Annotated in this window: 15 protein-coding genes; 14 read left to right on the top strand and 1 reads right to left on the bottom strand. The window is 75.5% G+C overall.

From position 1 onward, the window contains the following. The first annotated feature begins 3 nt into the window (after positions 1–3). Genes ACH5AO_RS04515 through ACH5AO_RS04505 form a run of 3 tightly spaced genes read left to right on the top strand, consistent with a single transcriptional unit; the run spans position 4 to position 2,782 of the window. Entirely contained in the window at positions 4–828 is an 825-nt protein-coding gene (locus tag ACH5AO_RS04515; RefSeq protein ID WP_398922005.1) for an ABC transporter ATP-binding protein, read from the top strand. Further along, positions 825–2,180 carry a hypothetical protein gene (locus ACH5AO_RS04510; RefSeq protein ID WP_398921681.1) on the top strand — a complete coding sequence of 452 codons (1,356 nt, stop codon included), beginning with the start codon at positions 825–827 and terminating at the stop codon, positions 2,178–2,180. The genes ACH5AO_RS04515 and ACH5AO_RS04510 overlap by 4 nt, the downstream gene beginning before the upstream one ends. Then, on the top strand, positions 2,177–2,782 hold the full coding sequence (locus ACH5AO_RS04505) for a hypothetical protein (protein ID WP_398921680.1): 606 nt from the start codon (positions 2,177–2,179) through the stop codon (positions 2,780–2,782). Before ACH5AO_RS04510 ends, ACH5AO_RS04505 begins: the two co-directional genes overlap by 4 nt. Positions 2,783–3,491: 709 nt before the next feature. On the opposite strand, the gene ACH5AO_RS04500 is transcribed toward ACH5AO_RS04505, so the two are convergent. Beyond that, positions 3,492–4,028: an HNH endonuclease gene (locus tag ACH5AO_RS04500; RefSeq protein ID WP_398921678.1), complete on the bottom strand. Its 537-nt coding sequence runs from the start codon at positions 4,026–4,028 to the stop codon at positions 3,492–3,494. 313 nt (positions 4,029–4,341) lie between these two features. Between ACH5AO_RS04500 and ACH5AO_RS04495 the strand changes: the two genes are divergently transcribed. The 11 genes from ACH5AO_RS04495 (at position 4,342) to ACH5AO_RS04445 (ending at position 24,426) form a co-directional block, all read left to right on the top strand. Continuing rightward, entirely contained in the window at positions 4,342–5,427 is a 1,086-nt protein-coding gene (locus ACH5AO_RS04495) for a mechanosensitive ion channel family protein (protein WP_398921677.1), read from the top strand. A gap of 234 nt (positions 5,428–5,661) precedes the next feature. Next, positions 5,662–7,101, top strand: a complete 1,440-nt coding sequence (locus tag ACH5AO_RS04490; RefSeq protein WP_398921675.1) for a hypothetical protein — start codon at positions 5,662–5,664, stop codon at positions 7,099–7,101. A 29-nt stretch (positions 7,102–7,130) separates the two neighbouring features. Continuing rightward, on the top strand, positions 7,131–8,180 hold the full coding sequence (locus tag ACH5AO_RS04485) for a glutamate ABC transporter substrate-binding protein (protein ID WP_398921672.1): 1,050 nt from the start codon (positions 7,131–7,133) through the stop codon (positions 8,178–8,180). A gap of 62 nt (positions 8,181–8,242) precedes the next feature. Beyond that, positions 8,243–9,577: a hypothetical protein gene (locus ACH5AO_RS04480; RefSeq protein ID WP_398921670.1), complete on the top strand. Its 1,335-nt coding sequence runs from the start codon at positions 8,243–8,245 to the stop codon at positions 9,575–9,577. 22 nt (positions 9,578–9,599) lie between these two features. Continuing rightward, complete coding sequence (locus tag ACH5AO_RS04475; protein WP_398921668.1) at positions 9,600–12,113, top strand: tetratricopeptide repeat protein; 2,514 nt, start codon at positions 9,600–9,602, stop codon at positions 12,111–12,113. A gap of 3 nt (positions 12,114–12,116) precedes the next feature. Continuing rightward, the gene (locus ACH5AO_RS04470; protein WP_398921666.1) at positions 12,117–13,841 is read left to right on the top strand and encodes a PP2C family serine/threonine-protein phosphatase; all 1,725 of its coding nucleotides are present in this window, start codon (positions 12,117–12,119) and stop codon (positions 13,839–13,841) included. A gap of 111 nt (positions 13,842–13,952) precedes the next feature. Then, complete coding sequence (locus ACH5AO_RS04465) at positions 13,953–15,302, top strand: VWA domain-containing protein (RefSeq protein WP_398921664.1); 1,350 nt, start codon at positions 13,953–13,955, stop codon at positions 15,300–15,302. 82 nt (positions 15,303–15,384) lie between these two features. After that, positions 15,385–16,908 carry an FHA domain-containing protein gene (locus ACH5AO_RS04460; RefSeq protein WP_398921662.1) on the top strand — a complete coding sequence of 508 codons (1,524 nt, stop codon included), beginning with the start codon at positions 15,385–15,387 and terminating at the stop codon, positions 16,906–16,908. A gap of 699 nt (positions 16,909–17,607) precedes the next feature. Continuing rightward, on the top strand, positions 17,608–18,021 hold the full coding sequence (locus ACH5AO_RS04455) for a globin (RefSeq protein WP_398921661.1): 414 nt from the start codon (positions 17,608–17,610) through the stop codon (positions 18,019–18,021). Between the two features lie 267 nt (positions 18,022–18,288). After that, positions 18,289–21,543 (top strand): FtsX-like permease family protein, encoded by a 3,255-nt coding sequence (locus ACH5AO_RS04450; protein ID WP_398921659.1) that lies wholly within the window; start codon positions 18,289–18,291, stop codon positions 21,541–21,543. A 135-nt stretch (positions 21,544–21,678) separates the two neighbouring features. Next, a complete protein-coding gene (locus tag ACH5AO_RS04445; protein WP_398921657.1) occupies positions 21,679–24,426 on the top strand; it encodes an FtsX-like permease family protein in 2,748 nt (915 codons plus the stop codon). The last annotated feature ends 102 nt before the right edge of the window (positions 24,427–24,528 follow it).

Raw genomic sequence — 24,528 nt, 5'->3', positions numbered from 1 at the left:
ACCGTGTCCCGTCCCGCGCCCGAAGCACCGACCGCCACCGTCCGGACCACCGGCCTGCACGTCCGGCACCGCAGAACCGTCGCCCTGGACTCGGTGGACCTGGACTTCGGACCCGGCGTGCACGGTCTGCTCGGTCCGAACGGTGCCGGCAAGACCTCGCTGATCCGCGTCCTCGCCACGGTCGCCGAACCGTCCGGCGGCCGGGTGCAGATCCTCGGCCACGACACCCGCGACCACCGGCGGCGCGGCGAGGTCCGCCGCCACCTGGGCTATCTGCCGCAGGACTTCGGCTACTACCCGGGCTTCACGGTGCGGGAGTTCGTCGCCTACGTGGCCTGGCTGAAGGAGATGCCCGCGGACCGCGTCCCGGCCGCCGTCGAACGGGCCGTCGCCCGCGTCGGCCTGGCCGACCGCATCGACGTGAAGGTGCGCAAACTGTCCGGCGGCATGATCCGCCGCGTCGGCATCGCGCAGGCCGTCGTGAACGATCCCCGGGTGCTGCTCCTCGACGAGCCGACCGCCGGCCTGGACCCGGAACAGCGCTTGGAGTTCCGCGAGTTGTTGCGCGAACTGGGCGCCTCGTCCACCGTCATCGTCTCCACCCACCTGGTGGAGGACGTGGCGGCGGCCTGCACGGAGGTCACTCTCGTCGACGCGGGCCGGATCGCCTACCGCGGGACGCCCCCGGCGCTCGCCGCTCTCGGCGAGTCGGCGGGCGGCCCCGGCGACCACCCGATCGAGCGCGGCTACACGGCGGCGCTGCGGGCGCACCGTGCTCCGGGGGCGCGGGCGGGCCGGCCTTCGGCTTGTGAAGGGACGGCCCGATGACCCTCCTGACGGAACGGGCGCCCGGGAAGCGCGGTGCGTCGCCGCGCCCGCTCCGTGCCCTGCACCCCCTGCGGGCGGAGGCCGTGCGCGGGTTCGCCCCCTGGGCCGGGGTCGCGATGACGCTCACGCTCGTGGTGGCGCTGGCGGCCGGATCGGAGCGGTGGCAGGGGGGCTGGGCGGAGACCCGTGACCAGGTGCACACGACGGCGATGCTCCTCGGTGTCCCGCTGGCCCTGGCGGCCGGTTGCTGGCAGGGCGGCCGGGAACGCAGGCGCGGGACGGGGGAGTTGCTGGCGACGGCCGTGCGCGGCCGGACGGCGGCGTTCCTCGCGTCGGCCCTGCCGGTCGCGCTGTGGCTGGTCGCCGGGTACGCCGTCGCGACGGCGCTCGCGCTGCTCGCCACCTGGTACTGCGCCATGGGCGACCGGCCCCGCCTGGGCACACCGCTCGCGGACGCCGCCGTCGTGGCGTGCGCCGCGCTGACCGGGCAGGTCGTGGGCCGACTGGTGGCCTGGCGGCTGGCGGCGCCGCTGCTGGCGGCGGCCGGGTACGTCGTGCTCGGTGTCGCCGGGTACGGCGATCCCGGCTCCGCCGGTCACCTGTCGCCCTTCACCGATCACCCGTCGGCCTCCGTACCGGTGTGGTGGCAGCCCCTGGTGACGGTGGCGTGGACGGGCGGGCTCACGGCTGCCGCGGTCCTCGCGTACACCGCGCGCCGCCGTACGCTCGCCCTGCTGCCGCTGGTGGCCGCGGCGGCCGCCGGGACGCTGCTCGTCCAGACCGGCGACGGCCTGTGGCGCACCGATCCGCTCGCCCGGCGCCAGGTGTGCGACGCCTCCACCACCCCGCAGATCTGCGTGAACGCCCGCTACGAGAAGCTGCTCCCCCAGATCACCGAGGCACTGTCCGGAATGACGGGCCGTCTGGAGGGCGTGGAGAACCTGCCGGTGCGCTTCGAGGACCGGCCGGGACGGCCGGGACCGGACGAGGTGGAGCTGCCGATGATCACACCGATCGGCTGGTCCGTCGTACGGGGGCGGCTCACGGATCCCGAGGAGTACGCGTGGGCGGCGGGGATGACGCTGCAGGGCCGCGGGGAGTGCGACGAGGTGGCGCCGCGGGTGGCCGCCGCGGACGACGCCGTCGAGTACCACCTGGCCCCCAGCCCGCTGCGGCGGCGGTTCGACGAGCAGTACGCGCGGGGCAGCGCCGCCGAGCGCGCCGCGCTCGGGGAACGGCTCGCGGCGCGCGAACGGCTGGCGTCGATGGGTGAGGAGGAGCGCCGCGCGTGGCTGTCGGCGTACTTCGCGACGCGGGGCGAGTGCGACGCGAAGGGGGTGCCGGCACTGTGACGCACGGCTTCCTGCTGTACGCCCGCGCGCGCACCGTTCCGCGCACCGTGCTCGTGCTCGTCGCGACCGCCGCCCTCGCCGTCCTGGGTGCCCGGAACCTGAACGCGTACCTGGACCCGTCCCGGCAGGTCCCGGTCGTCGCGCTGGCGCCGCTGTTCGCGGCGGCGGTGATCGGCACCGGTCTGCACAGTGCGTCCGACGAGCTGGACCGCACCGCGGTGCGCCCCTGGTGGCGCCGGCGCCTGGCCCATCTGCTGGCGCTGACCGGCTGCGCCGCGCTGCTGCTGGCGGCGACCGTTCACGGGCATCCTTCCCCGTTCGGCCCCGCGGCCATGATCCGCAACACCCTGGGGTGCGCGGGCCTCACCGCGGGCGCGGCCGCCCTGCTGGGGGCCCGGCTGAGCTGGCTGCCGGTCTTCGGTTACGTCAGTGCCGTGTACATGGGCTCGGCGAACGCGCGCGGCCTTCTGGTCCCGTTGTGGGCGTGGCCGGTGCAGCCCGCCGGGCAGCGCATCGCCTGGGTGACCGCCGCCGTACTCCTGGTGGCGGGTTCGGCGCTGTACGCCGTACGCGGGGCGCGGCCCGAGGGGCGGCGCGGCTGACGCGCCGCGCGGGGTGATCGCCCCGGTCCCGGGGGAACGGGGGTTCACCGGGGCCGGGCGGTCGCGTCGTCCTGAGCGCTCGGAGTCATGTGTTCTTTTGAAAAGCGGGAGCATTTCGGCCTCCGATGTTCAGAGTCCGCTCATTTGAGTGCGCGAGTTACATGCGCCCACCAGATGCTCACGCTTTTCGGCAGGGGAGGTGTCATGGGCTCTCGGGGAATCGTGTCCCGCCGGATGGTCCAGGCGGTCACGTACAGGGAGTACGCGGGTCACCGCCGTACCGGCGCGGCCCGCCGGCCGCCGGATGGCATCGACGGCGGGCCGGCCGCGCGCGACGCCGGGGCCGTCGTCCCCCGGGGCGGCCGACGTACGGCTCACCGGAACACGTCGGGCGGGATCGCTCACACCACGAAGCGGGACGCGATCCTCCTCGACGCCCCGGCCATCCGCGCGGTGAGCCGTTGCCGGGGCCGCGCCCGGCGGCGCCGAGCAGTCCGGACAGGGGCTTCTCCTGGTCGAGGCGGTCTCCGCGCGGTGGGGCCGGGAGCCGCGGGCCGTGGGCAGGACGGTGTGCGCCGCATAGGACATTCCCGCCCCGGAGCCCGTCCGCGTGAGCGCGAACACCTGACGCCGACGTGTTCACGCCGAGCGGAGCACCCCGGAGCACCCCGGAGCCGGGCCCCTGTCATGCGTAGGCCCGGATACGACGTCAGGCGGAGATGCCGTCGATCCGGGCCATCGCGTCGTCCGCGCCGTACGGCTGCAGGTACGGCAGCCAGCGCGGGTCCCTGTGGCCGGTGCCGATGATGCGCCAGGCCAGACCGGTGGGCGGGGCGGGTTTGTGGCGCAGCCGCCAGCCCAGCTCGAACAGGTGACGGTCGGCCTTCACGTGGTTGCAGCGGCGGCAGGACGCCACCACGTTGTCCCAGACGTGCTTGCCCCCGCGACTGCGCGGGATGACGTGGTCGACGCTGGTTGCGACGCCACCGCAGTACACGCACCGGCCCCCGTCACGGGCGAACAGCGCCCGGCGGGTGAGTGGAACGGGCCCCCGGTAGGGGACCCGCACGAAACGCTTGAGCCGGACCACGCTGGGTGCGGGGACTGTGACGGTCGCGCTGTGCAGATGGGCGCCGGTCTCCTCGAGGCAGACTGCCTTGTTCTCGAGGACGAGCACGAGCGCGCGGCGGAGCGGTACGACGCCGAGCGGCTCGTACGACGCGTTGAGGACCAGGGCATGCGGCACGGACGGCCTCCTTGTACGCCGGCGGCGCGTGGCTCGCGCCGGGACGATCCGTAGTCAGTCTCCCCTCATGCCTGGTGGACGCGCCACCATGTCCCGGTAACGGGCTGGGGGTGTTCTCGACCACATCCCGATTCATCCCCAGGATCATGGCCTGTTCAAGCGCGGGTGAGGACGGTCTCTTCTTCACACATGGGGCCGATCCCCGCACAATGCCCCGTTAGTGTGGTGGTTCTGCCCGTCCGGTGACCCGATCGTGACCTTGAAGACCTTGACCGCCGCACCGGGGGCAGACATGCACCTGGAGGTACCTGCCGTGTCCTTGTCCGCCGTCCTGTCGGCCGCCGATCCGTCGCCGACGCCCTCGGAGTCCGGGACACCACGGGTGCCCACGCTCCAGGACGCCCAGGAGACCGCCGGCAACGCCGCCGGCTGGGTCGAGGAGAACTGGTCGACGTGGCTCGCGATCGGGCTCAGGGTCCTGCTGATCCTGGTGATCGCGACGGTGCTGAGAGTCATGGTGCGGCGGGCGATCACCAAGCTGGTCGACCGGATGTCCCGGACCGGCCAGGCCGTGGACGGCACCGCGCTCGGCGGTCTGCTGGTCAACGCCGAACGGCGCCGGCAGCGCTCGCAGGCGATCGGCTCGGTGCTGCGCTCGGTGGCGTCGTTCCTGATCCTGGGCACGGCCGCGCTGATGGTCCTCGGCACCTTCCAGATCAACCTGGCCCCGCTGCTGGCCTCGGCCGGTGTCGCGGGTGTCGCGATCGGTTTCGGCGCGCGCAACCTGGTCACGGACTTCCTCTCCGGCGTCTTCATGATCCTGGAGGACCAGTACGGCGTCGGCGACACCGTCGACGCGGGGGTGGCCTCCGGCGAGGTGATCGAGGTCGGGCTGCGGGTGACCAAGCTGCGCGGCGACAACGGCGAGATCTGGTACGTCCGCAACGGCGAGGTCAAGCGCATAGGCAACCTCTCCCAGGGCTGGGCGACCGCGGGCGTCGACGTCACGGTCCGTTCCGACGAGGACCTGGACCGGGTGAAGGCCACGCTGAGCGAGGTCGCCGAGAAGATGGGCAAGGAGGAGCCCTGGAACGAGCTCCTGTGGAGCCCGGTCGAGGTGCTCGGCCTGGACTCGGTCCTGCTGGACTCGATGGTGATCCGCCTCTCGGCGAAGACCATGCCCGGCAAGTCCCTGACCGTGGAGCGGGAGCTGCGCTGGCGCGTCAAGCGCGCCTTCGACGCGGCGGGCATCCGCATCGTCGGCGGCGCCACGGCCACGGAGGACGTGGCGGCCCCCGACCCCACGGCGGGCATCGCGCCCCCGTCGGTCTACTCGAGCACGGTCTCACCGCAGTCGGCGGCCGCGTCCCCGCTGCCCCCTCCGAGCACCATGAAGTGACCGTCGGCCCCGAAGGGCGGCACCCGGAACTCCCCGGGCGCCGCCCTTTCCCGTACCGCTCCTGACCCTCCCCGCGCGGGAACCGAACTGATTTCCCAGGCGTGTTCGTGGGCAGGGTGAGGGCGGAATGTCCGGCAATCGCACCGCAATCACATCAAGATCGCGCCAAGGCCGGTGCGCATGTCAGTCGCGGCGGCGATACTTGCCGCGAGGGATGACCACGGGGGAGGTCACATGACACGCACACCGAACGGCGCGGCCCCGCCCGGCACCGGCACGCCCGTGCCCACGCTGCCGGCGGTGCCGCCCCAGCCCACCCCCGCCGCCGTCCCCGCCCCCGCCGCGCCACCGCCGGAGAACCGCCGCACCGCCTTCGCCGAGGGCGCCGACCGCCTCCGCAGGGCCGCCACCACCGAACCCGGCCGCCTCCGCATCATCGGCGCGGTCCTCGCCGCCCTCGTCGTCACCTTCGGCGCGGTGACCGCCTGGCAGATGACCGACCGGGCCGCGGCCGCCGACGACGTCCTCACCAGCAGCCAGCCCCTCAGCTCGGACGCCGCGGACATCTACCGCTCCCTCGCCGACGCCAACACCGCGGCGTCCAGCGGCTTCCTGGCCGGCGGTCAGGAGACCGCCGCCTCCAGGGACCGCTACGAGAGCGGCATCCGCACCGCCGCCGCGAAGCTCGTCAACGCCGCGGCCAACTCGGACCCCGGCTCCCCCGCCGCGAAGACCGTCACCAGGCTCAACCGCCTGCTCCCCGAGTACAAGGGCCTGGTGGAACGCGCCCGCACCTACAACCGCCAGGGCTTCCCCGTGGGCGGCGCCTACCTGCGGTACGCCAACGAGAAGATGCAGGAGGAGATGCTCCCGGCGGCGGAGGACCTCTACACCAGGGAGAACCAGCGCCTCCGCGACGACTACGCGGACGCGACCCCCTACCCCTGGCCCGCCATCGCCCTCGGCGTCCTCGCCCTGGCCGCCCTCGCCTGGGCCATGCGCCGCACCTACCTGCGCACCAACCGGGTCCTCAACCACGGCCTGGTGGCGGCGACGGCGGCGGCCACCGTCGTCCTCCTCTGGCTGACGGTCGGCCACACCCTCGCCCGCTCGGGCCTGAACGACTCCTACGACCACGGCGTCCGCTCGCTCGACGTGCTGCACGACGCCCGGATCGCCTCCCTGAAGGCGAGGGGCAACGAGAACCTGACCCTGGTGGCCCGCGGCGCCGAGACGACGGAGGTCGGCGGCGAGACGTTCGACGCCTACGACCACGACTTCGGCCGCGACATGGACGCCCTCGGCAAGGGCCTGGCCCGGGCGGAGCGCCTCGCGGACGACGACAGCGGCACGAAGCCGGTCTCCGCGGCGGTGGGCAACATGACGGAGTGGAAGAAGCGCCACGCGGCCGCCCGTGAGCAGGACGAGAACGGCAACTACCAGCGGGCGCTGGACATGGTGATCGGCGCGAAGGGCGCGACCGGCGAGTGCTTCGACAACGTCGACAAGAACCTGGCCGCGGCGCTCGCGCACGAGGAGAGCGAGTTCGAGCGGGCGGCCGGTGACGGCCGGGACGCGCTGACGGGCCTGCCGGCCGGCGCGGCCGTGCTCGCCGTGCTGGGCGCGGCCGGCGCGGTGCTGGGCATCGGCCGCAGGCTGTCGGAGTACCGGTGAACGGGCGCGTGAAGGAGCCGGAGGGGGCCATGACGACGATCGCACGACACCTGCGGGCCCGGCTGAAGGGCTGGGGCGGAGTGGGCGCGATGGCGACCGCCTGCGCCCTGACCCTGGTCTTCGCGCTGGCGCTGGCCTGCGTCGGCGCTCCGGCCGCCGCTCCCCCGAAGGCCCCCGGCCAGACGGTGTCCCACACCGCGCGGGCCCAGGCGGACGAGGACTGTCCGGCCCCGGAGAAGCAGACCCTCTCCCCCTCCGGCGCCGACGGCCCCACCATCGAGGAGATCAAGAACCGCCGGGGCGAGAAGCGCAAGCTGATCGTGGGGGTCGACCAGAACAGCTACCGCTGGGGCTACCGCGACCCCAACAGCGGGGAGGGCGGCACCCTCGAGGGATTCGACATCGACCTGGTGCACCGCATCGCCGAGGACATACTCGGCGACCGCGACGCGGTCCAGTTCAAGGCGATCCCGACCGACCAGCGCATCCCGGCGATCAAGGCGGGCCGGGTCGACATGGTCGTCCGCACGATGACGATCAACTGCGACCGCATCGAGGACGTGGCGTTCTCCGCGCCGTACTTCAGGACGGGCCAGCAGGTCCTGGCCCCGAAGTCCTCACCGGTCCGGGGATACGACGAGACGCTCGCGGGCCGGAAGGTCTGCACGGCGACCGGCTCGACCGCGTACACGAAGCTGAAGGAGGACAAGGAGGCGGACAGGCTGCCGGCGTCCACCGACATCCGCACCACCGTCCCCAACCAGCTGGACTGCCTGGTGCGGCTGCAGCTCGGCGAGGTCGACGCCGTGGTCACCGACGGCGCGCTCGCGGCCAGCCAGGCCGCGCAGGATCCGACGGTCCAGCTCAAGGGCGAGGCCTTCACGACCGAGTACTACGGCGTGGCGATGAGGAAGGACGCGGACGACCTGGTCCGCCGGGTCAACCGGATCCTGGTGGACTTCCGCGAGGACGCCACGGACGGCTGGCAGGACGCGTACACCGAGTGGCTCTCGGCCACGCTGGGCGCCGACTCCTCCGGGTCGAGGCCCCCGGCCCCGGAGTACCTGCGCGAGAGCTGATCCCGAACCGGCCCCGGCCGGCCCCCCCCAACCGTCAACAACCCACCAGCGAGAGGTGATCGATGGCCGACACGGATCCCACCGGGCCGGTGATGGACCGGGACGAGGTGGACCGTGCGCTGGCGCGGCTCGGCGCGGAGCACGAGGCGATCGAGACCTCGCTCCTCGCCCTGCAGGACCACGCGGGCCGAAGACTCCTGGAGGGCGCGCGGCTCACCGGCATCACCGAGGAGCGCTGGACGGCCACCGAGGCGTCGATCACGCTGCTGTGGACGTACTTCGACGCGTACACGGACGCGCTGCGCACGGCCCGGGACATCCGTTCCCGCCGCCGCTGGTCCAGCCGTGAGGACCTGGTGGAGCTGACGGAGCTGCTGCGCGGCGACTCGGTGACCGTGGCGGGCGGTCTCACGGCGGCGGCCGGCGCGCCGACGCTCCACGCCGCCCCCGGGAAACTCAGCGAACGCTACTCGCTGGCCGCCCTCGTCGACCGGATGAACGAGCTGTACGCGACCTCGCTGGACATGGTCGTCGCCGCCGACGCGGTGTGGTCGGCGCTGCCCGCCCGGATCGACCTGCTCGCCGCCGAGCTCCAGCGCACCGCCCGGCTCGCGCACTCGGTCGGGGTGCGCCCCGGCGAGCATCCGGCGGGCGACGACCTGGAGCGGATCACCCGCACGCTGACGAAGCTGCGCGAGCAGGTGGTGTCCGACCCGCTGGCGTACTGGAAGCGGGCGGAGGGCAGTTCGGCGCCCGGCGGCGGACGGCCCGACACCACGGTCTACGACCGTGAGGCGCGCGCGCTGGAGGACGTGCGCCGGGAGATCGACGCGGTGCTGACGGTCCGCCAGGACGCCGAGAAGCGGATCGTCAGGCTGCGGGACGTGCTGTCCCGCGCCGACCGCACCCTCGCCGAGGCCCGCACCGCGCGCGGCGAGGTGCTGGCGAAGATCGCCGCGACGGAGGTGCCGGTGGTCAGCGGGCCGCCGACCGTGCTGCAGGAGCAGCTGTCGACGGCCGCCGAGTACCGCAGACACGCCCAGTGGCACCGCCTGTCCCCGCTCCTGGAGTCCCTCGAGCAGAAGGCGGAGGACGAACTGCTGCGCGCCCGCGAGTCGTTGACCGCGGTGACGGCACCGCTGGCGGTCCGTGCCGAGCTGCGCGGCCGGCTGGACGCGTACAAGGCGAAGGTGGCCCGGCACGGCCTGGCGGAGGACCCCGAACTGGTGGAGCGGTACGAGAGGGCGCGCCGGATGCTGTGGAGCGCGCCCTGCGATCTGCGCGCCGCCGACCGGGCGGTGCTGCGCTACCAGCAGGCCGCCGCGGAGGCCCTCGGCACGGCGCCGCGGGTGCCGGACCAGGGTGTGCCCGACGACCGGAGGGAGCCCGGCGCATGAGCGACGAGGAGGAGGCCGCGTCATGAGCGAACCGGAGAACCGGGCACCCGGGACCGGGTGCCAGCGCCCCGGCTGCGGCGGCGCGTACGAGGACGTCGGCGGCGGCGAGCTGTACTGCGACACCTGCGGCCTCGCCCCGGTGGTGTCGCCGACCGGCATGGTCGGATCGGCCCCGACCGGCATCACGGCGGGCGGCCGCGGCTCGGCGGGCAGCGGGCGTTCCAGCGGCCGCAGCGCCCGCAGTTCCCGCACGTCGTCCCAGTCGTCGAGGTCCCGGCGTTCGGTCTCCGGGCGGCTCTCCCGTTCGCTGTCGGGCCGGGCCACGGGCCGTTCGGTGTCGGTGCGCAGTTCCGGCGCGGGCGCCGGCTCGTCCGGCCGGGGCCGTCTCGGTGCCGGTCTGGTCGAGGTGCCGCCGATCCCGCGTCCCGATCCGCGCGCGATGGTGCTGGAGAACCCCGAGGTGCCCGAGCGGAAGCGGTTCTGCTCGCGGTCGGACTGCGGGGCGCCGGTGGGCCGGGCCCGCGGCGGCCGGCCGGGGCGCACGGAGGGCTTCTGCACCAAGTGCGGCCACCCGTACTCGTTCGTCCCGAAGCTGCGGGGCGGCGACGTCGTGCACGGCCAGTACGAGGTGGTCGGCTGTCTGGCGCACGGCGGTCTGGGCTGGATCTACCTCGCCGTGGACCGGGCGGTCTCGGACCGCTGGGTGGTGCTGAAGGGCCTGCTGGACACGGGCGACCAGGACGCGATGGCGGCGGCGATCTCCGAGCGGCGCTTCCTCGCGGAGATCGAGCACGCCAACATCGTGCGGATCTACAACTTCGTGGAGCACCTCGACCAGCGCACCGGCTCCCTAGACGGCTACATCGTCATGGAGTACGTCGGCGGCAAGTCGCTGAAGGAGATCGCCAACGGCCGCCGCACCCCGGAGGGCAGGCGCGATCCGCTGCCGGTGGAGCAGGCGTGCGCGTACGGCATCGAGGCCCTGGAGGCGCTCGGCCACCTGCACAGCCGGAACCTGCTGTACTGCGACTTCAAGGTCGACAACGCGATCCAGACCGAGGACCAGCTGAAGCTGATCGACATGGGCGCGGTGCGGCGGACGGACGACGAGGAGTCGGCCATCTACGGCACGGTCGGCTACCAGGCGCCCGAGGTCGCCGACGTCGGCCCCTCGGTGGCGTCGGACCTGTACACGGTGGCCCGTACGCTCGCCGTCCTCACGTTCGACTTCCAGGGTTACACGAACGTCCACGTGGACTCGCTGCCGGACCCGGACACCATCGAGGTGTTCCGGCGGTACGAGTCCTTCTACCGCTTCCTGGTCCGTGCCACCGACCCGGACCCGGCCCGCCGGTTCGCCTCCGCGCAGGAGATGGCCGAGCAGCTGACGGGCGTGCTGCGCGAGGTGGTCTCCCTGCAGTCGGGGCGCGCCCGCCCCGCGCTGTCCACGCTCTTCGGCCCGGAACTGCGGGTGACGGACACGGAGTTGTTCCCCGCGCTGGACGGGGACGTCTCCCGCCTCGGCCCCCGCCGGGGCCGCCCCCGCAAGGGGGCGCCCCCGGCGCTCCCGCCCGCCGCCGGCACCTCCGTCCTCGTCGAACGCGTCGACTGCGCCGCCGCCGCGCTCGCCCTGCCCGTGCCGCACGTGCACCCCGCCGACCCCAACGCCGGTTTCCTGGCGGGTCTGCTGGCGTCCGCGCCCGGTGAGCTGATCAACGCGCTCGCCGCCGCGCCCGCCCCGTCGACGGAGACCCGGCTGCGCGAGGTCCGCGCCCGGCTGGAGACCGGCGAGTGGCCCGTCGCGCTGGCGGTGCTGGGCGCGCTGGAGGAACGGGATCCCGACGACTGGCGGGTGGTCTGGTACCGGGGGGTGGCCGCGCTCGTCACCGGCGACCACGAGGGCGCCGCGCTCGCCTTCGACGCGGTCTACGACGCGTTCCCCGGTGAGACCGCGCCGAAGCTGGCGCTCGGCGTGTGCGCGGAGGTGCTGGGCCAGTTGGACAACGCCGCCGAGTACTACCGCCTGGTGTGGTCGACCGACCCGAGCCATGTGAGCGCCGCGTTCGGGCTGGCCCGGGTGCAGTTGGCGGCCGGGGACCGCGGTGGTGCCGTGCGGACGCTGGAGTCGGTGCCGGAGTCCTCCATCCACTACACGGCCGCGCGGGTGGCGTCCGTCCGGGCGCGGCTGCGCGGGCGTGCGGCCGCCGCCGGTGACGTACCGTTCCTGGACGACCTGACCGCCGCCGCCGGGCAGGTCGAGGCCCTGGAGGCGTACGGTCTGGACCCGGCGCGGCGGGAGCTGTTGTCGGCCGAAGTCCTCGGCTGCGGGCTGGACTGGGTACTCTCCGGGGGCCAGGGTTCCGCTCCTCCCGCCGCCGGGGGGCGGACGCTGCTCGGCAGCGGTCTGGACGAGCGGGGCCTCCGTTTCGGCCTGGAGCGTTCGTACCGCACGCTGGCCCGGCTGGCGCGCAGCGGCGAGGAGAGGATCGACCTGGTGGAACGTGCCAATCGTTACCGCCCCCGGACGTGGGTGTAGTTGATGTCGCAGATGCCTCAGCAGGCCGCTCTGTCGAAGTGCCCGAGCTGCGAGGAGCCCCTCGAGTCGGGTGACCGTTTCTGCGGTGCGTGCGGATACGACCTGTCCGCGGTCCCCGCACGGCCGCGGGACGAGCCGACGATCGCCCTGAACGGCGCGGTGCCGTCGCAGGCCCCGGCGGAGCGCGGCCTGCCCCGGCCTCCGTCGGCGCCGCCCGCCGCACCGGCCTGGCCCGTCCCGGACGGCCCCGCCGCCCCCGTGCCCGACACGTCGGCCGGCCATGGGGCACCGGTCAGGGGAACGCCCGTACCGCCGCCTCCGGCACCCGGCACCCCACTGCCGCCGCCGGCCGCCCCGGACATGCCCGCATACCCGCCGACTCAGGGCGCCCCTGTGACGCCACCCCCAGCGCCCGGCGCCCAAGTACCGCCACCTTCCGCCCCGGGCGCCCCCGCATCCCCACCGGCCCAAGGCACCCCCATGCCGCCACCACCGGCACCCCCCGCCCCGGACGCCCCCGCGCCTCCGCCGGCCCAGGGCGCCCCGGTGTCGTCGTCCCCGGCGCAGGTGACGCCCGTGCCCGCGCCCCGTGCCGAAGGCACCCCCGCGGCGACGGGTGCCGTACCGCCGCCCCCGCCCGCGGAACCCCCCGTACCGTCGTCCGGGGTGCGCTTCGACCGGCGTGCGCGGTCGGAGGAGCGGGCCGCCGCCGACCGACCGGCCGCGCAGCCCGACGAGTACCCGCTCCAGGCGCCGGACCCGCGGGTGGCGGCCGAGCAGGCGGCGGCCGAGCCGGTTCCGGCCGCCGGTGGCGCACCGGTGTGCGTGGCCTGCCGTGCGGGCCGGGTCGACGACGACGGCTACTGCGAGAACTGCGGTCACGCCCAGCCTCGCGAACGGGACCACATGGAACAGGACCACGGCCCCGTGGCCGCGGTCAGCGACCGCGGCCTGCGCCACCACCGCAACGAGGACGCCTTCGCCGTGAGCACCACGGCGCTGCCCGACGGTTCCCCCGCCTCCGTGGCGATCGTCTGCGACGGCGTCTCCTCCGCCACCCGCCCCGACGAGGCGTCACTCGCCGCCTCCCGCGCGGCGAACGAGTCCCTGCTCGCGGCCCTGCCGCGTGGCACGCACCCGCAGACGGCGATGCACGACGCGATCGTCGCCGCCGCCGACGCGGTCAACGCGCTGGCCGACGAGCCCGCGGGGGCCCGCGAGCACGCCCCGCACCAGAACGCCCCGGCGTGCACCATCGTCGGCGCCGTGGTGACGGCCGGTCTGCTGGTGGTCGGCTGGGTCGGCGACAGCCGCGTCTACTGGGTGCCGGTCGACCGCTCCGCCCCGGCGGCCCGGCTCACCGAGGACGACTCGTGGGCCGCGCAGATGGTCGCCGCGGGTCTGATGGGCGAGGCCGAGGCGTACGCCGACCAGCGCGCGCACGCGATCACCGGCTGGCTCGGCGCCGACGCGTACGAACTGGAGCCGCACACCGCCTCGTTCAAGCCGGACCGGCCCGGTGTGGTCGTGGTCTGCACGGACGGCCTGTGGAACTACGCGGAGTCGGCCGACGAGATGGCCGGGGCCGTGCCCGCGGACGCGGCCGTACGGCCGCTGCACGCCGCCCGGGTGCTGGTCGGTCACGCCCTCGACGGCGGGGGCCACGACAACGTAACAGTGGCCCTCGTGCCGTTCCCGGCCGTCCCGCAGGGGGCAGGATCGGCCTGAGGCCGCTTGCGGGACGCCTCGCACGGGGAAGCCTCGACGGACCGGAGGGGACCGGTCCGTCATCCGTCGTCGCCCCGCGCCGCCGGGGCAGCCAAGGGGGAGCGAACAGGCATGGCCAATTTCTCGAAATCGAACGTGCCGCAGTTCTCGGTGGACGTGAACCAGAACGTGTACCTGCCGGAGGGCGGCCGCGAGGTCCACGCCATCGTCACGGTGACCGCGACCGGCGGCGGCACCGTCGGCAGCGCGGTGGCGGCACCCCATCTCTACTCACCCGGCCAGGGGCCGTCGGCGGCCGTGGTCCTCATGGTCGACTGCTCGGGCTCGATGGACTACCCGCCGACCAAGATGCGCAACGCCCGCGACGCCACGGCCGCCGCGATCGACGCCCTGCGCGACGGCGTGAACTTCGCGGTGGTCGGCGGCACGCACGTGGCCAAGGAGGTGTATCCGGGCGCCGGCGGCCTCGCGGTCGCCGACGCCTCCACCCGTGAGCAGGCCAAGCAGGCGCTGCGGAAGCTGAGCGCGGGCGGCGGCACGGCGATCGGCACCTGGCTGCGGCTGGCCGACCGGCTGCTGGCGTCGGCGGACGTGGCGATCCGGCACGGCATCCTGCTCACCGACGGCCGCAACGAGCACGAGTCGGCGGAGGACCTGAAGGCGGCCCTGGACGCCTGCGCCGGACGGTTCACCTGTGACGCCCGCGGGGTGGGCACCGACTGGGAAGTGAAAGAAGTCACAGCCATCGCCTCCGCCCTCCTCGGCACCGCCGACATCGTCGCCGACCCGGCCGGTCTCGCCGCCGACTTCACGCGGATGATGGAGACGGCGATGGGCAAGGAGGTCGCGGACGTCTCGCTGAGGCTGTGGACCCCGGTCGGCACGACGGTGAGGTTCGTCAAGCAGGTCGCGCCGACGGTCGAGGAGCTGACCGGACGCCGTACGGAGGCGGGTCCGCGCGCGGGCGACTACCCGCTGGGTTCCTGGGGGGACGAGTCCCGCGACTACCACGTCTGCGTCGAGGTGCCGCCCGCGGGCATCGGGCAGGAGATGCTGGCGGCCCGGCTGTCGCTGGTGATCCCGCAGCCGTCCGACGGCGGCGTGCGCAGCCTCGGGGCGCAGGGTCTGGTCCGGGCCGTGTGGACGGACGACGTGGTCGCCTCGACGTCGATCAATCCCCAGGTCGCCCACTACACCGGGCAGGCGGAACTGGCGGAAGTCATCCAACAGGGTCTGGATTTGCGCAAAGAGGGGGATATCGACGGAGCGACGGCCAAACTGGGCAGGGCCGTGCAGCTCGCGAGCGCGTCCGGCAACGCGGATACTGCGAAACTGCTTGCGAAGGTAGTGGACGTGGTCGATGCCGCGACAGGTACTGTGCGACTGAAGGCGAAGGTCGAGGAGGCCGACGAGATGACGCTCGAGACTCGGTCGACAAAGACTGTTCGTGTAAAGAAGTGATCCGTAAGTAGCCGAGCCTGACCCCTCGGGGTTGGAGAAACCGGCCGGAACCGGCCGGACAAGGAGAGGGGGAAGCGCCGACATGCCGACCTGCCCGAACGGACACCAGTCGGGTTCCGACGACTGGTGCGAGGTGTGCGGTCACCGCATGGCGGGTGCCGTGCCCCCACCTCCTCCCCCGCCGCCCGCGCCCGGCGGCGGCTACGGATTCCCGCCGCCGGGCGGCCCTGGCGGCGGCCCCGGTGGTCCTGGTGGTTTCGGTGGCCCCGGTGGCGGCTCGCAGGAGCTGTGCCCGCAGTGCCGTACGCCGCGTGAGGGCGCGGCGCCGTTCTGCGAGGAGTGCCGGTGGAACTTCCTGACGAACACGGCGACCTCGTACACCCCGGCCGCCCCGCGTCCGCCGGCCCCCGGCCCGGGTCAGGGGCCGGGTCAGGGTCCGGGTGGGCCCTTCCAGCAGCCGCCCGGCGGACCGTCGTACGGCGGCGGCGGTGACTCGTTCGACTACCAGGGCTCGCGTCCCTCGCAGGTGAACCGCCCCGCCGAGCCGATCCCGCCGGGCCCGCCCGGCTTCGGCGGCGACCCCTCACGACCTGTACCGCCCCCACCGGGTCCGTCCGGCCCCGGCGGCTTCGGCGGTCCCGGCGGGCCTGGCGGTTCCGGTGGTCCCGACGGGCCTGGTGGGCCTGGTGGGCCTGGTGGGCCGAACGGTCCCGGAGGACCTGGCGGACCTGGCGGGCCTGGCCGCTTCGGTGGCCCCGGTGGACCCAACGGTCCCGGGGGCTTCGGTGGGCCTGGCGGTCCCGGCGGGCCCAACGGTCCTGGTGGTCCGAACGGTCCCGGCGGTCCCGGAGGCTTCGGTGGCCCCGGAGGACCTAACGGTCCCGGTGGCCCCGGTGGCCCGAACCGCCCCGGTGCTCCGCAGGCGTTCCAGTCCGGGCCTCCGGCCCCGCCCGGATTCCCGCAGGAGACCGGCCGCCCCCAGCCGGGCGGGCCGCCCTTCGGCGGCGGTGACAACGACTGGGTGATCTCCCCGCCGACCGGCGGCCCCGGTGGCCCGGGCGGCCCCGGTCCCGGTCCCGGTCCCGGCGGTCCGAACGGCCCCGGTCAGCGCGGCGGTTACGGCTACCCGCAGCCCGGCGCGACCCAGGCGCCGCCCGGACCCGGCGGCTTCCCGCAGCAGCCCCGGCAGCCGCAGGGCCCGGCGACCTGGACCGCGACCATCGGTCCGGACCGCGAGTACTTCATGGCGATGATGCAGCGCTCCGGCCCCGAGGCCGCGGGCCTGAACCTGCCCGCGTACTCGCCCGAGCAGCAGCGCACGCTCACCGGCAACCAGATCACCATCGGGCGCCGCCGCCACTCCACCGGCGACACCCCCGACATCGATCTGTCGACCCCGCCGGAGGACCCGGGCGTCTCCCACCAGCACGCGGTGCTGGTGCAGCAGCCGGACGGCACGTGGGCGGTCGTCGACCAGAACTCGACGAACGGCACGACGGTCAACGGCTCGGACGAGCCGATCCAGCCGTTCGTCCCGGTCCCGCTCCAGGACGGCGACCGGGTCCACGTGGGCGCCTGGACGACGATCACCATCCGCCGGGGCTGAACCCGGCCCTACGCGGCCGGGCACCGGCCGGACGTGCGGCCCTTCGGAGTCGTCCGGCCAGGCGCGGCCGCCCCCGGCGTCGACGTGAGGCCGCAGCGTTCACGCTGCGGCCTCCCCTCACGCTCACAGAGGCCGTACACCTCCCCCGGGCCGCGGCCGGGCATTGGCCGGACGTGCGGCCCTGCGGGGTCGTCCGGCCAAGCGCGGCCGCCCCCGGCGCCGACCGTGAGGCCGCAGCATTCGCGCTGCGGCCTCCCCTCACGCTCCCAAAGGCCGTACACCTCCCCGGTACGAGGGCGTCGGCGGTCAGCGGCAGCAGGAACCGGAACAGACCGCTCCCCCGGACCGCGGCCGGCAGCCCTTCCAGATCGGGCCGCTCCTGCGACGACCGGCTCGCGCCGCGCAGCGGGACGAAGCGGGCGGGCGTGTGCGGGAAGCGCCCCTCGGCGTGCCCGGCGTCGCGCACGGTGCGCGCGACCAGGCCGGTGGCGAACGGGGCGAGGATCCGCCCGCCCGGACGGCACCGGGCGAGCCGGGCGCGCGGGACGGACGGCGGGGCGCAGGCCGCGCCGATCCGGTCGACCGAGGGAAGCGCGTGCGGGCCCTCCGCGCGGCCCGCGGGCTCACGGTCCCGTCCGCCCGTGCCTCCGCGGGAGGGCGGTCCTAGGCCTCGAGTCCTATGCCGTCGCGTCTGAGACCATGGACGGCGTGACAGAGATTCGGCGCGGCACGCTTCAGGAGCAGACCTTCTACGAGCAGGTCGGCGGGGAGGAGACCTTCCGCCGGCTCGTCCACCGTTTCTACCAGGGGGTGGCCGAGGACCCGCTGCTGAAGCCCATGTATCCCGAGGAGGACCTGGGCCCGGCCGAGGAGCGGCTGACGCTGTTCCTCATGCAGTACTGGGGCGGTCCGACCACCTACAGCGAGAACCGCGGCCACCCGCGCCTGCGGATGCGCCACGTCCCGTTCAAGGTCGACCGGGCGGCACACGACGCCTGGCTGAAGCACATGCGCGACGCCGTCGACGAACTGGGCCTGTCCGAGGAACACGAACAGACCCTGTGGAAGTACATGACGTACGCGGCGGCATCGATGATCAACTCCCCGGACTGAAACAGCCCCTCCGGCGTGTGAGGAGCGGGGGTCCAGGAGGCGGAGTCCCTGGGAACGGACGGGACGGGAAGGGGCGGCGGGGGCGAGGAGAACCCCTCCCCCACCCCCGACCACATTCCGGTCATCCGTCCCCGCATTCCGATCACAATCCGGTCAAGCCCACCCCCTGAACGGTTACCTCCGCCACACCCCTCTGACAGCATCACCCGGGGGTCCGGACGACCACGGGGGGTTGCGGTGCCATCCGCAGGGGGCTCGGCGAGATTCGTGCTCGCCCGCGCACACGCGCACAGACCCCTCCTCGCGGCCGCCCTCCTCACCGTCCTCCTGACCACGGCCGTCCTGGCCACCCTCACCGCCTACTCCACCGCCGTCGGCGACGCCTCCCTGCGCCACGCCCTGGCGGCCCCCCGCGACGCCGCCGACACCACGCTCACCGTCGAGGCGGAGGCCGTCCCGCCGGACCGCCGCACCGCCGCCGACACCGCCGTACGCGAAGGCGCCCGGAAGGCCTTCGACGGACTGCCGGTGACGCTGCGCACCCTCACCCGCTCCGGCCCGTACGCCCTGCCCGGCTCCCTCCGGCCGCCGGGCGCACGCGCGGAGGCGGACGAACCCGACCTCACGCACTTCGCCGCGCTCGACCGCACCCAGGTGCGCGTCACCGAAGGCCGGATGCCCGCGGAGAGCGGCGGCACCGGGATCGAGGCCGCCCTCCCGGAGACCGCCGCCCGTGCCCTCGCCCTGGAGCCGGGCGCCCGCCTCACCCTGGACGACCGGCTCGACGGGCCGCCCGTGACGGTCCGGATCACCGGCCTGTACCGGCCCGTGGACACCGCCGCGCCCTACTGGCGGCTGGACGACCTGAACGGCCGGGGCATCGTCCAGGGGCACTTCACCACGTACGGCCCCCTGCTCGCCGACCCCGCGGTGTTCGCCGGAGGCGACGTCAGCACGGGCCCCTCGGGCTGGCTGGCGTCGGCCGGCTTCTCGGCGATGACGACCGGGCGGATCGACGCGCTGCGCGAGGCGGTGCGCCGGGGCGTCGCCACCCTGCCCGAGGCCGAGGCGCTGGACGGCACGGCGACCGCCACCAGCGAGCTGCCCGCCGCGCTGGACCGCATCGAACGCTCCCTGCTCGTCTCCCGCTCCACACTGCTGGTCATCACGGTCCAGCTCGCCCTCCTCGCCGCGTGCGCCCTGCTGCTGGTGGCCCGGCTGCTGAGCGCCGAACGCGCGGACGAGACCCGGCTGCTGCGGGCCCGCGGCGCCTCCCGCGCCCAGGTGGCCCGGCTCGCCGCCCTGGAGGCACTGCTGCTGGCCGTGCCCGCGGCGGCCTGCGCCCCGCTGCTCGCGGGACCGCTCACCCGGCTGCTGGCCGGGCAGGGCGCGCCGGCCCGGATCGGACTGCACCTGGACACCTCCGTCGGCGCGGTCGCCGGACGCGGCACGGTGTGGCTGGTGGCGGCGGGTGTGGCGCTGGGCTGCGCGCTGGCCGTCACGGTCCCGGCGCTCGTCTCCTCCTTCACGGCCGGCCGTACCGAGCCGCTGCCGGGCGTGGTGCGCGCGGGCGCGGACGTGGGTCTGCTGGTGGTGGCCGGTGTGGCGTACTGGCGGCTGAGCCGCCGGCCCTCCGGTGCCGTCGGCGAGGACCTCGGCGTCGATCCGCTGCTCGTGATCACCCCGGCGCTGGCGCTGCTCGCCGGTACGGTGCTGACGCTGCGGCTGCTGCCGCCGGTGGCGCGGCTGGCCGAGCGCCGGGCGGCGCGCGGCCGCGGGCTGCCGGGGGCGCTGGCGGGCTGGCAGCTCGGCCGCCGCCCGATGCGCGGGGCCGGGCCGGTGCTGCTGCTGGTGCTCGCCGTGGCGCTGGGCATGCTGGCGATCGGCCGGGGTTCCTCGTGGGAGCGCTCGCAGGACGACCAGGCGGATTTCCGGGCCGGTGCGCCGGTGCGGGTCCTGGCCGCCGGGGAGGAGGCGTTCGGCCGCGGTCAGGCGTACGCGGCCGTACCCGGCGTACGCGCGGCCGCCCCCGCCTTCCGTACGACCGTGCCGCTGTCCGGCGGGCGGACGGCGACCGTGCTGGCGCTGGACACCGCGCACGCGGCGGACACCCTGCTGATGCGCTCCGACCTGGCGCCTGTGCCGTCGCGCGCGCTGGTGTCCGGGCTGTCGCCCAAGGGCGCCGCGGTGGGCGTCCGCGTGCCGGCGGGCACCGCGCGGCTGACGCTGACGGCGGCGCTGCGGGGCGCGGACGCGCGGACCCCGGTCGACGTCACCGCCACCGTGGAGGACTCCTACGGCACCCCGTACGCGCTCGGTCTCGGCGGGCTGCGCGCCGACGGGCGCCCCCACGACCTCACCCTCGACCTCGGGGCGGCCGCCGAGGCGCCGCCGGGCGCGCTGACACTGACCGGGCTCCGGCTGGAGCTGCCCCAGCCCGTCGGGAAGGCCGAGCGGCACCGCCTCACCCTGGCGGCGCTGACCGCCACGGACGCCGGCGGCCGGGACCGGGAACTGTCGCCGCCGGCCGGGTGGAAGGTGTCCGTCCGTGCCGGTGGTACGGCGTCCTCCCCCGGCGGGGACACCGGCCCGGTCCCGCCCCGTGTGGTCCCCGGCGACCCGACGACCGTCGTCTACGGCACCGGTCACCTCCCCGCGGACCTGGCCTGGCGGCCCTCGCCGCTCACGGTCGGCCTCCAGGTGCCGCAGCCGCCACCGGCCGAGGTCACCGCCGTGGCGACGGACCGCTACCTCGCCTCCGCGGGCGCGCGTCCGGGGCAGCGGGTGGACGTGCGGCTCGGCGGGGCCACCGTGCCGGTGCGGATCGTGCGGGCGGTGCGGGAGCTGCCGTCCGCGCCGCCCGGCGGGAAGGACGACGGCGGGGCCCTCCTCGTCGACCTGCGGTCCGTCAACCGGACGATCCAGGCGCGCCAGGAGGAGGGCGTGCCGCCGAACGAGTGGTGGCTGGCGACCGAGCCGGGCGCGTCGGCGCGGGTGGCGGGGGCGCTGCGCGACCGGCCCGACGTCGATCCGTCCCGGGTGGTGGTGCGGGACGAGATCGCCGCGGAGCTGCGCGACGACCCGTTCGGTGCCGGGCCGGGCACGGTGTTCGGGGCGGCGGCCCTCGCGGCGGCGGCGCTGACGGCGGTCGGGTTCGCGGTGAGCGCGACGGGGTCGCTGCGGGAGCGGTCCGCCGAGTTCGCGGTGCTGCGCGCGCTCGGCGCCTCCCGGCGGCGGCTGGCCCGGGTGGTCCTCGTCGAGCAGGGGGTGCTGGTCGGTCTGGCGCTGGCGGTGGGCGTCCTGCTCGGCGCGGTGCTGGCCCGGGCGGTGATCCCCTTGGTCATGCTGACCGCGGAGGCGACCCGCCCGGTCCCCGGGGTCCTGGTGGAGCTGCCGCCCGCCCGGGTCGCCGTCCTCCTGGCCGCCGTGGCCGCGGCACCCCTGCTGATCACGGCCGTACTGGCCCTGCGCAGGGCGGACCCGGTGACGTCGCTGCGGGAACGGGGAGGCGAACGAGGGTGAGCGTCCTGACCGTACGAGCCCCACGGGCACGCACCCGGCGCTGTGGCAGCCCGGCGCTCCCCGCCGCCACCGCCACGGCCCTGGCCACCGCCGCTCGTCACGGCCGTACCGCCGCGGGAACGGGAGGCGAGTGACGTGACCGTGCGGACTCCGGGACGGGCGCGGCCGGTCGCGCCCTGGGTGCGGACCCGGCTGCGGTCGGCTCCCGGTGCGGCGGCGGCGCTCGCGCTGCTGGTGGCGGTGACCGCGTTCCTGGCCGCCGCGCTGCCGCTCGCGGTCGACCGGTACGGCGACGCGGGGCTGCGCCGGTCGCTGGAGGCGGCCGGGCCCGGCCGCACCGCCGTCCAGCTGTACGCCTCCCAGGACAGCGCCTTCATGCCGTACGAGGAGTGGGAGGCGCGGCTGCGCCCGGACGCCGTGCGCGGCGCCTACGCCGAGGTCTTCGCCCTGGCCGGCCGCTTCCTCCCGCTCGACCCCGGGCAGTCGTCCCACGGGGTGCGCACCACCCGGCGGCTGGCGGCCCCGGACCCGTACCTGTCCCGGCCGGACGGGATCGCCCCGGAGTTCCACCTCGTCGCCCCGAGCGGACTCGCCGGCCACGCGCGGGTGCGGGAGGGCCGGCTGCCGGCGGCCCCGGACGGCGTCGACGCGGCGACTCCGGCGGTGGAGGCCGCCGTCACCACCGAGACGGCCCGGAAGCTGAACATCGAGGTGGGCTCGGTCGTCCACGTGCCCGGTGTGGAGCGCGCCCCGCTCGCGGTGCGCGTCACCGGCACCGTAGAACCGCTCGCGCCGCGCGGGGCGTACTGGTCGGCCACCCCCGTGCTGCGCGGCCCGAGCCTGCTGACCGTCCCCGGCGACCCGCAGCGCAGCGTGTTCTGGTCCGGCGCGCTGCTGCTGCCCCCGGAGGCGGCGCCGGTGCTGCTGGGCACGGGCGGGCTCCCCGAGCGGTACTGGACGCTGGCCCCCGAGGTGTCCGCCCTGCGCGCTCACGACCTGCCGCGGCTGACGTCGGCCGTCGCCTCGCTGGAGGCGGGCCCGCTGCTGCGGCGGGCCCGTGCCGCCGCCTCGCCGGCCGTGGACGCGGAGACCTCGCTCGGCGAGGTGTTCGCCGGGTACACCGAGCTGCGCTCCGTCATCGGCCCCCTGGTCGCCGTCGCCGCCTTCGGCACCGGCACGGTCGCGGCCGTCGTCCTGCTCATGGCGGGCGGTCTCGCCGCCGACCGGCGCCGCGCCGAGCTGACCCTGCTGCGCGCCCGCGGCGCCTCCCTGCGCGGTCTGACCGGCCGGCTGCTGGCGGAGACGGCGGTGGTCGCCGTGCCGGCGGCCGCCCTGGGCCTGGCCGCCGCCCTGCTCGTGGTCGACGGGGGCCGGTCGTCGTACGCGGTGGCCGCCGCCGGTGCCGTCGCCCTGCTCGCCTGTGCGGCGCTGCCGCTGCGGGCCGTCGCCGCGCACCGCGCGGTGCGGGTGCACGCCGCCCGTGACGACCTCGTCTCGGTCCGCCCGTCACGGCGTCGCACGGTCGCCGAACTCACGCTGCTCGCCCTGGCGGCGGGCGCGGTCGTCGCGCTGCGCACGCGCGGCGCGCCGGACGGCGAGGGGGCGTCCGGGGACGGGCTGGTGTCATCGGCCCCGGTGCTGGTGGGGATGGTCGCCGCGCTGGTCCTGGTCCGTCTGTACCCGTGGCCGTTGCGCGGGCTGGCCCGCCCCGCCGGGCGGCTGCGGGGCGTGGTGGGGCCGCTGGCGCTGGCCCGCGCGGGCCGTGCGTCCGGGTCCGCGGTGCTGCCCCTGCTCGCCCTGCTGACGGCGCTGACCACGGCCGCCTTCGGCGGTTCCGTCCTCACCGGGGTGGCCGACGCCCGGGACCGCGCGGCCGTCCTCGCCGTCGGCGCCGACGCACGTGTCGAGGGAATGCGGCCGTTGCCGTCCGGTCTCGCCGACCGGGTCCGGCGCGCGCCCGGTGTGCGGGACGTCACCGCCGTGAGCGTCTCCTACGACGGCCGGCCCGCGGGCGGCGGCCCGACCGTGCCGGTGGCCGGTGTCGACCCCGCCGGTTACGCGGCCCTCAGCCGGCACACGGGCATCGGCGCCTTCGACCCGGACGGGCTGAAGGCGTCCGGTTCCGGGCCCCTGCCCGCCCTGGCCTCCCCCGAGGTCGCCGACCGCCACGGCACCGGGCGGTTCCGGGTGCGCCTGGACGACGGCGCCGACATCACCGTACGGATCGTGGCGGTGCGTGAGCGGACCCCGGCGCTGGCCGGGCTGGACTTCCTGGTCGTGGACCGCTCCGGGCTGCCCGACGGGCCCGGCCGCCCGACCGCGCTGCTGGTGACCGGCGACCGGCCGGACGCGGGCGCGCTGCGCGAGGCGGCGGGCGGCGCCGCGCAGGTGCGGCTGCGCGCGGAACAGTTCGCGAAGTACGTCGACTCGCCCCTGCAGTCCGGCGCCGAGCGGGTCTACACCGCGGCGGTGGCGGCGGGCGCCGGGTACGCCGTGCTCGCCCTGCTGCTGACCCTGCTGCGGGCCGCGCCCGAACGCGCCGCGCTGCTGGCCCGGCTGCGCACCATGGGCCTCACCCGCGCCCAGGGCCGCCGCCTGCTGGTGCTGGAGTCCCTGCCGCAGGCGCTGCTCGCGGCGGCCGGCGGCACCGTCACGGCGTGGGCCGCCGTCCGGCTGCTGTCGCCCGGCATCGACCTGACGACCGTCGCCGTCTCCGCCTCCTCGTCCCCGGCGGGGCGGGCGGTGCTGCGCACCGATCCGGTGTCCCTGCTGGTGCCGGCGCTGGCCGTGGTGGCCGTCACCGTCGGGATCGCGGCGGCACAGGCGTGGTGGACGGGCCGCGTGGGGTCGGTGCGGGAGCTGAGGGCGGGTGACGCCCGGTGATCCGCCCGGCCTCCTCCCCGGCGGCGCTCCCCTCGACGTCCCGCCCGTCGCCCGCGACGTTCCGCCCCTCGCCCACACCCGCTCCCGGCTCGCCCGTGCGCT

It is taken from the genome of Streptomyces sp. NPDC018964, assembly GCF_044390325.1.
In the GTDB taxonomy this organism is placed as follows: Bacteria; Actinomycetota; Actinomycetes; order Streptomycetales; family Streptomycetaceae; genus Streptomyces.
Note: the sequence above shows the minus strand (reverse complement) of the source record. Positions and strands in the feature narration are given on the sequence as shown.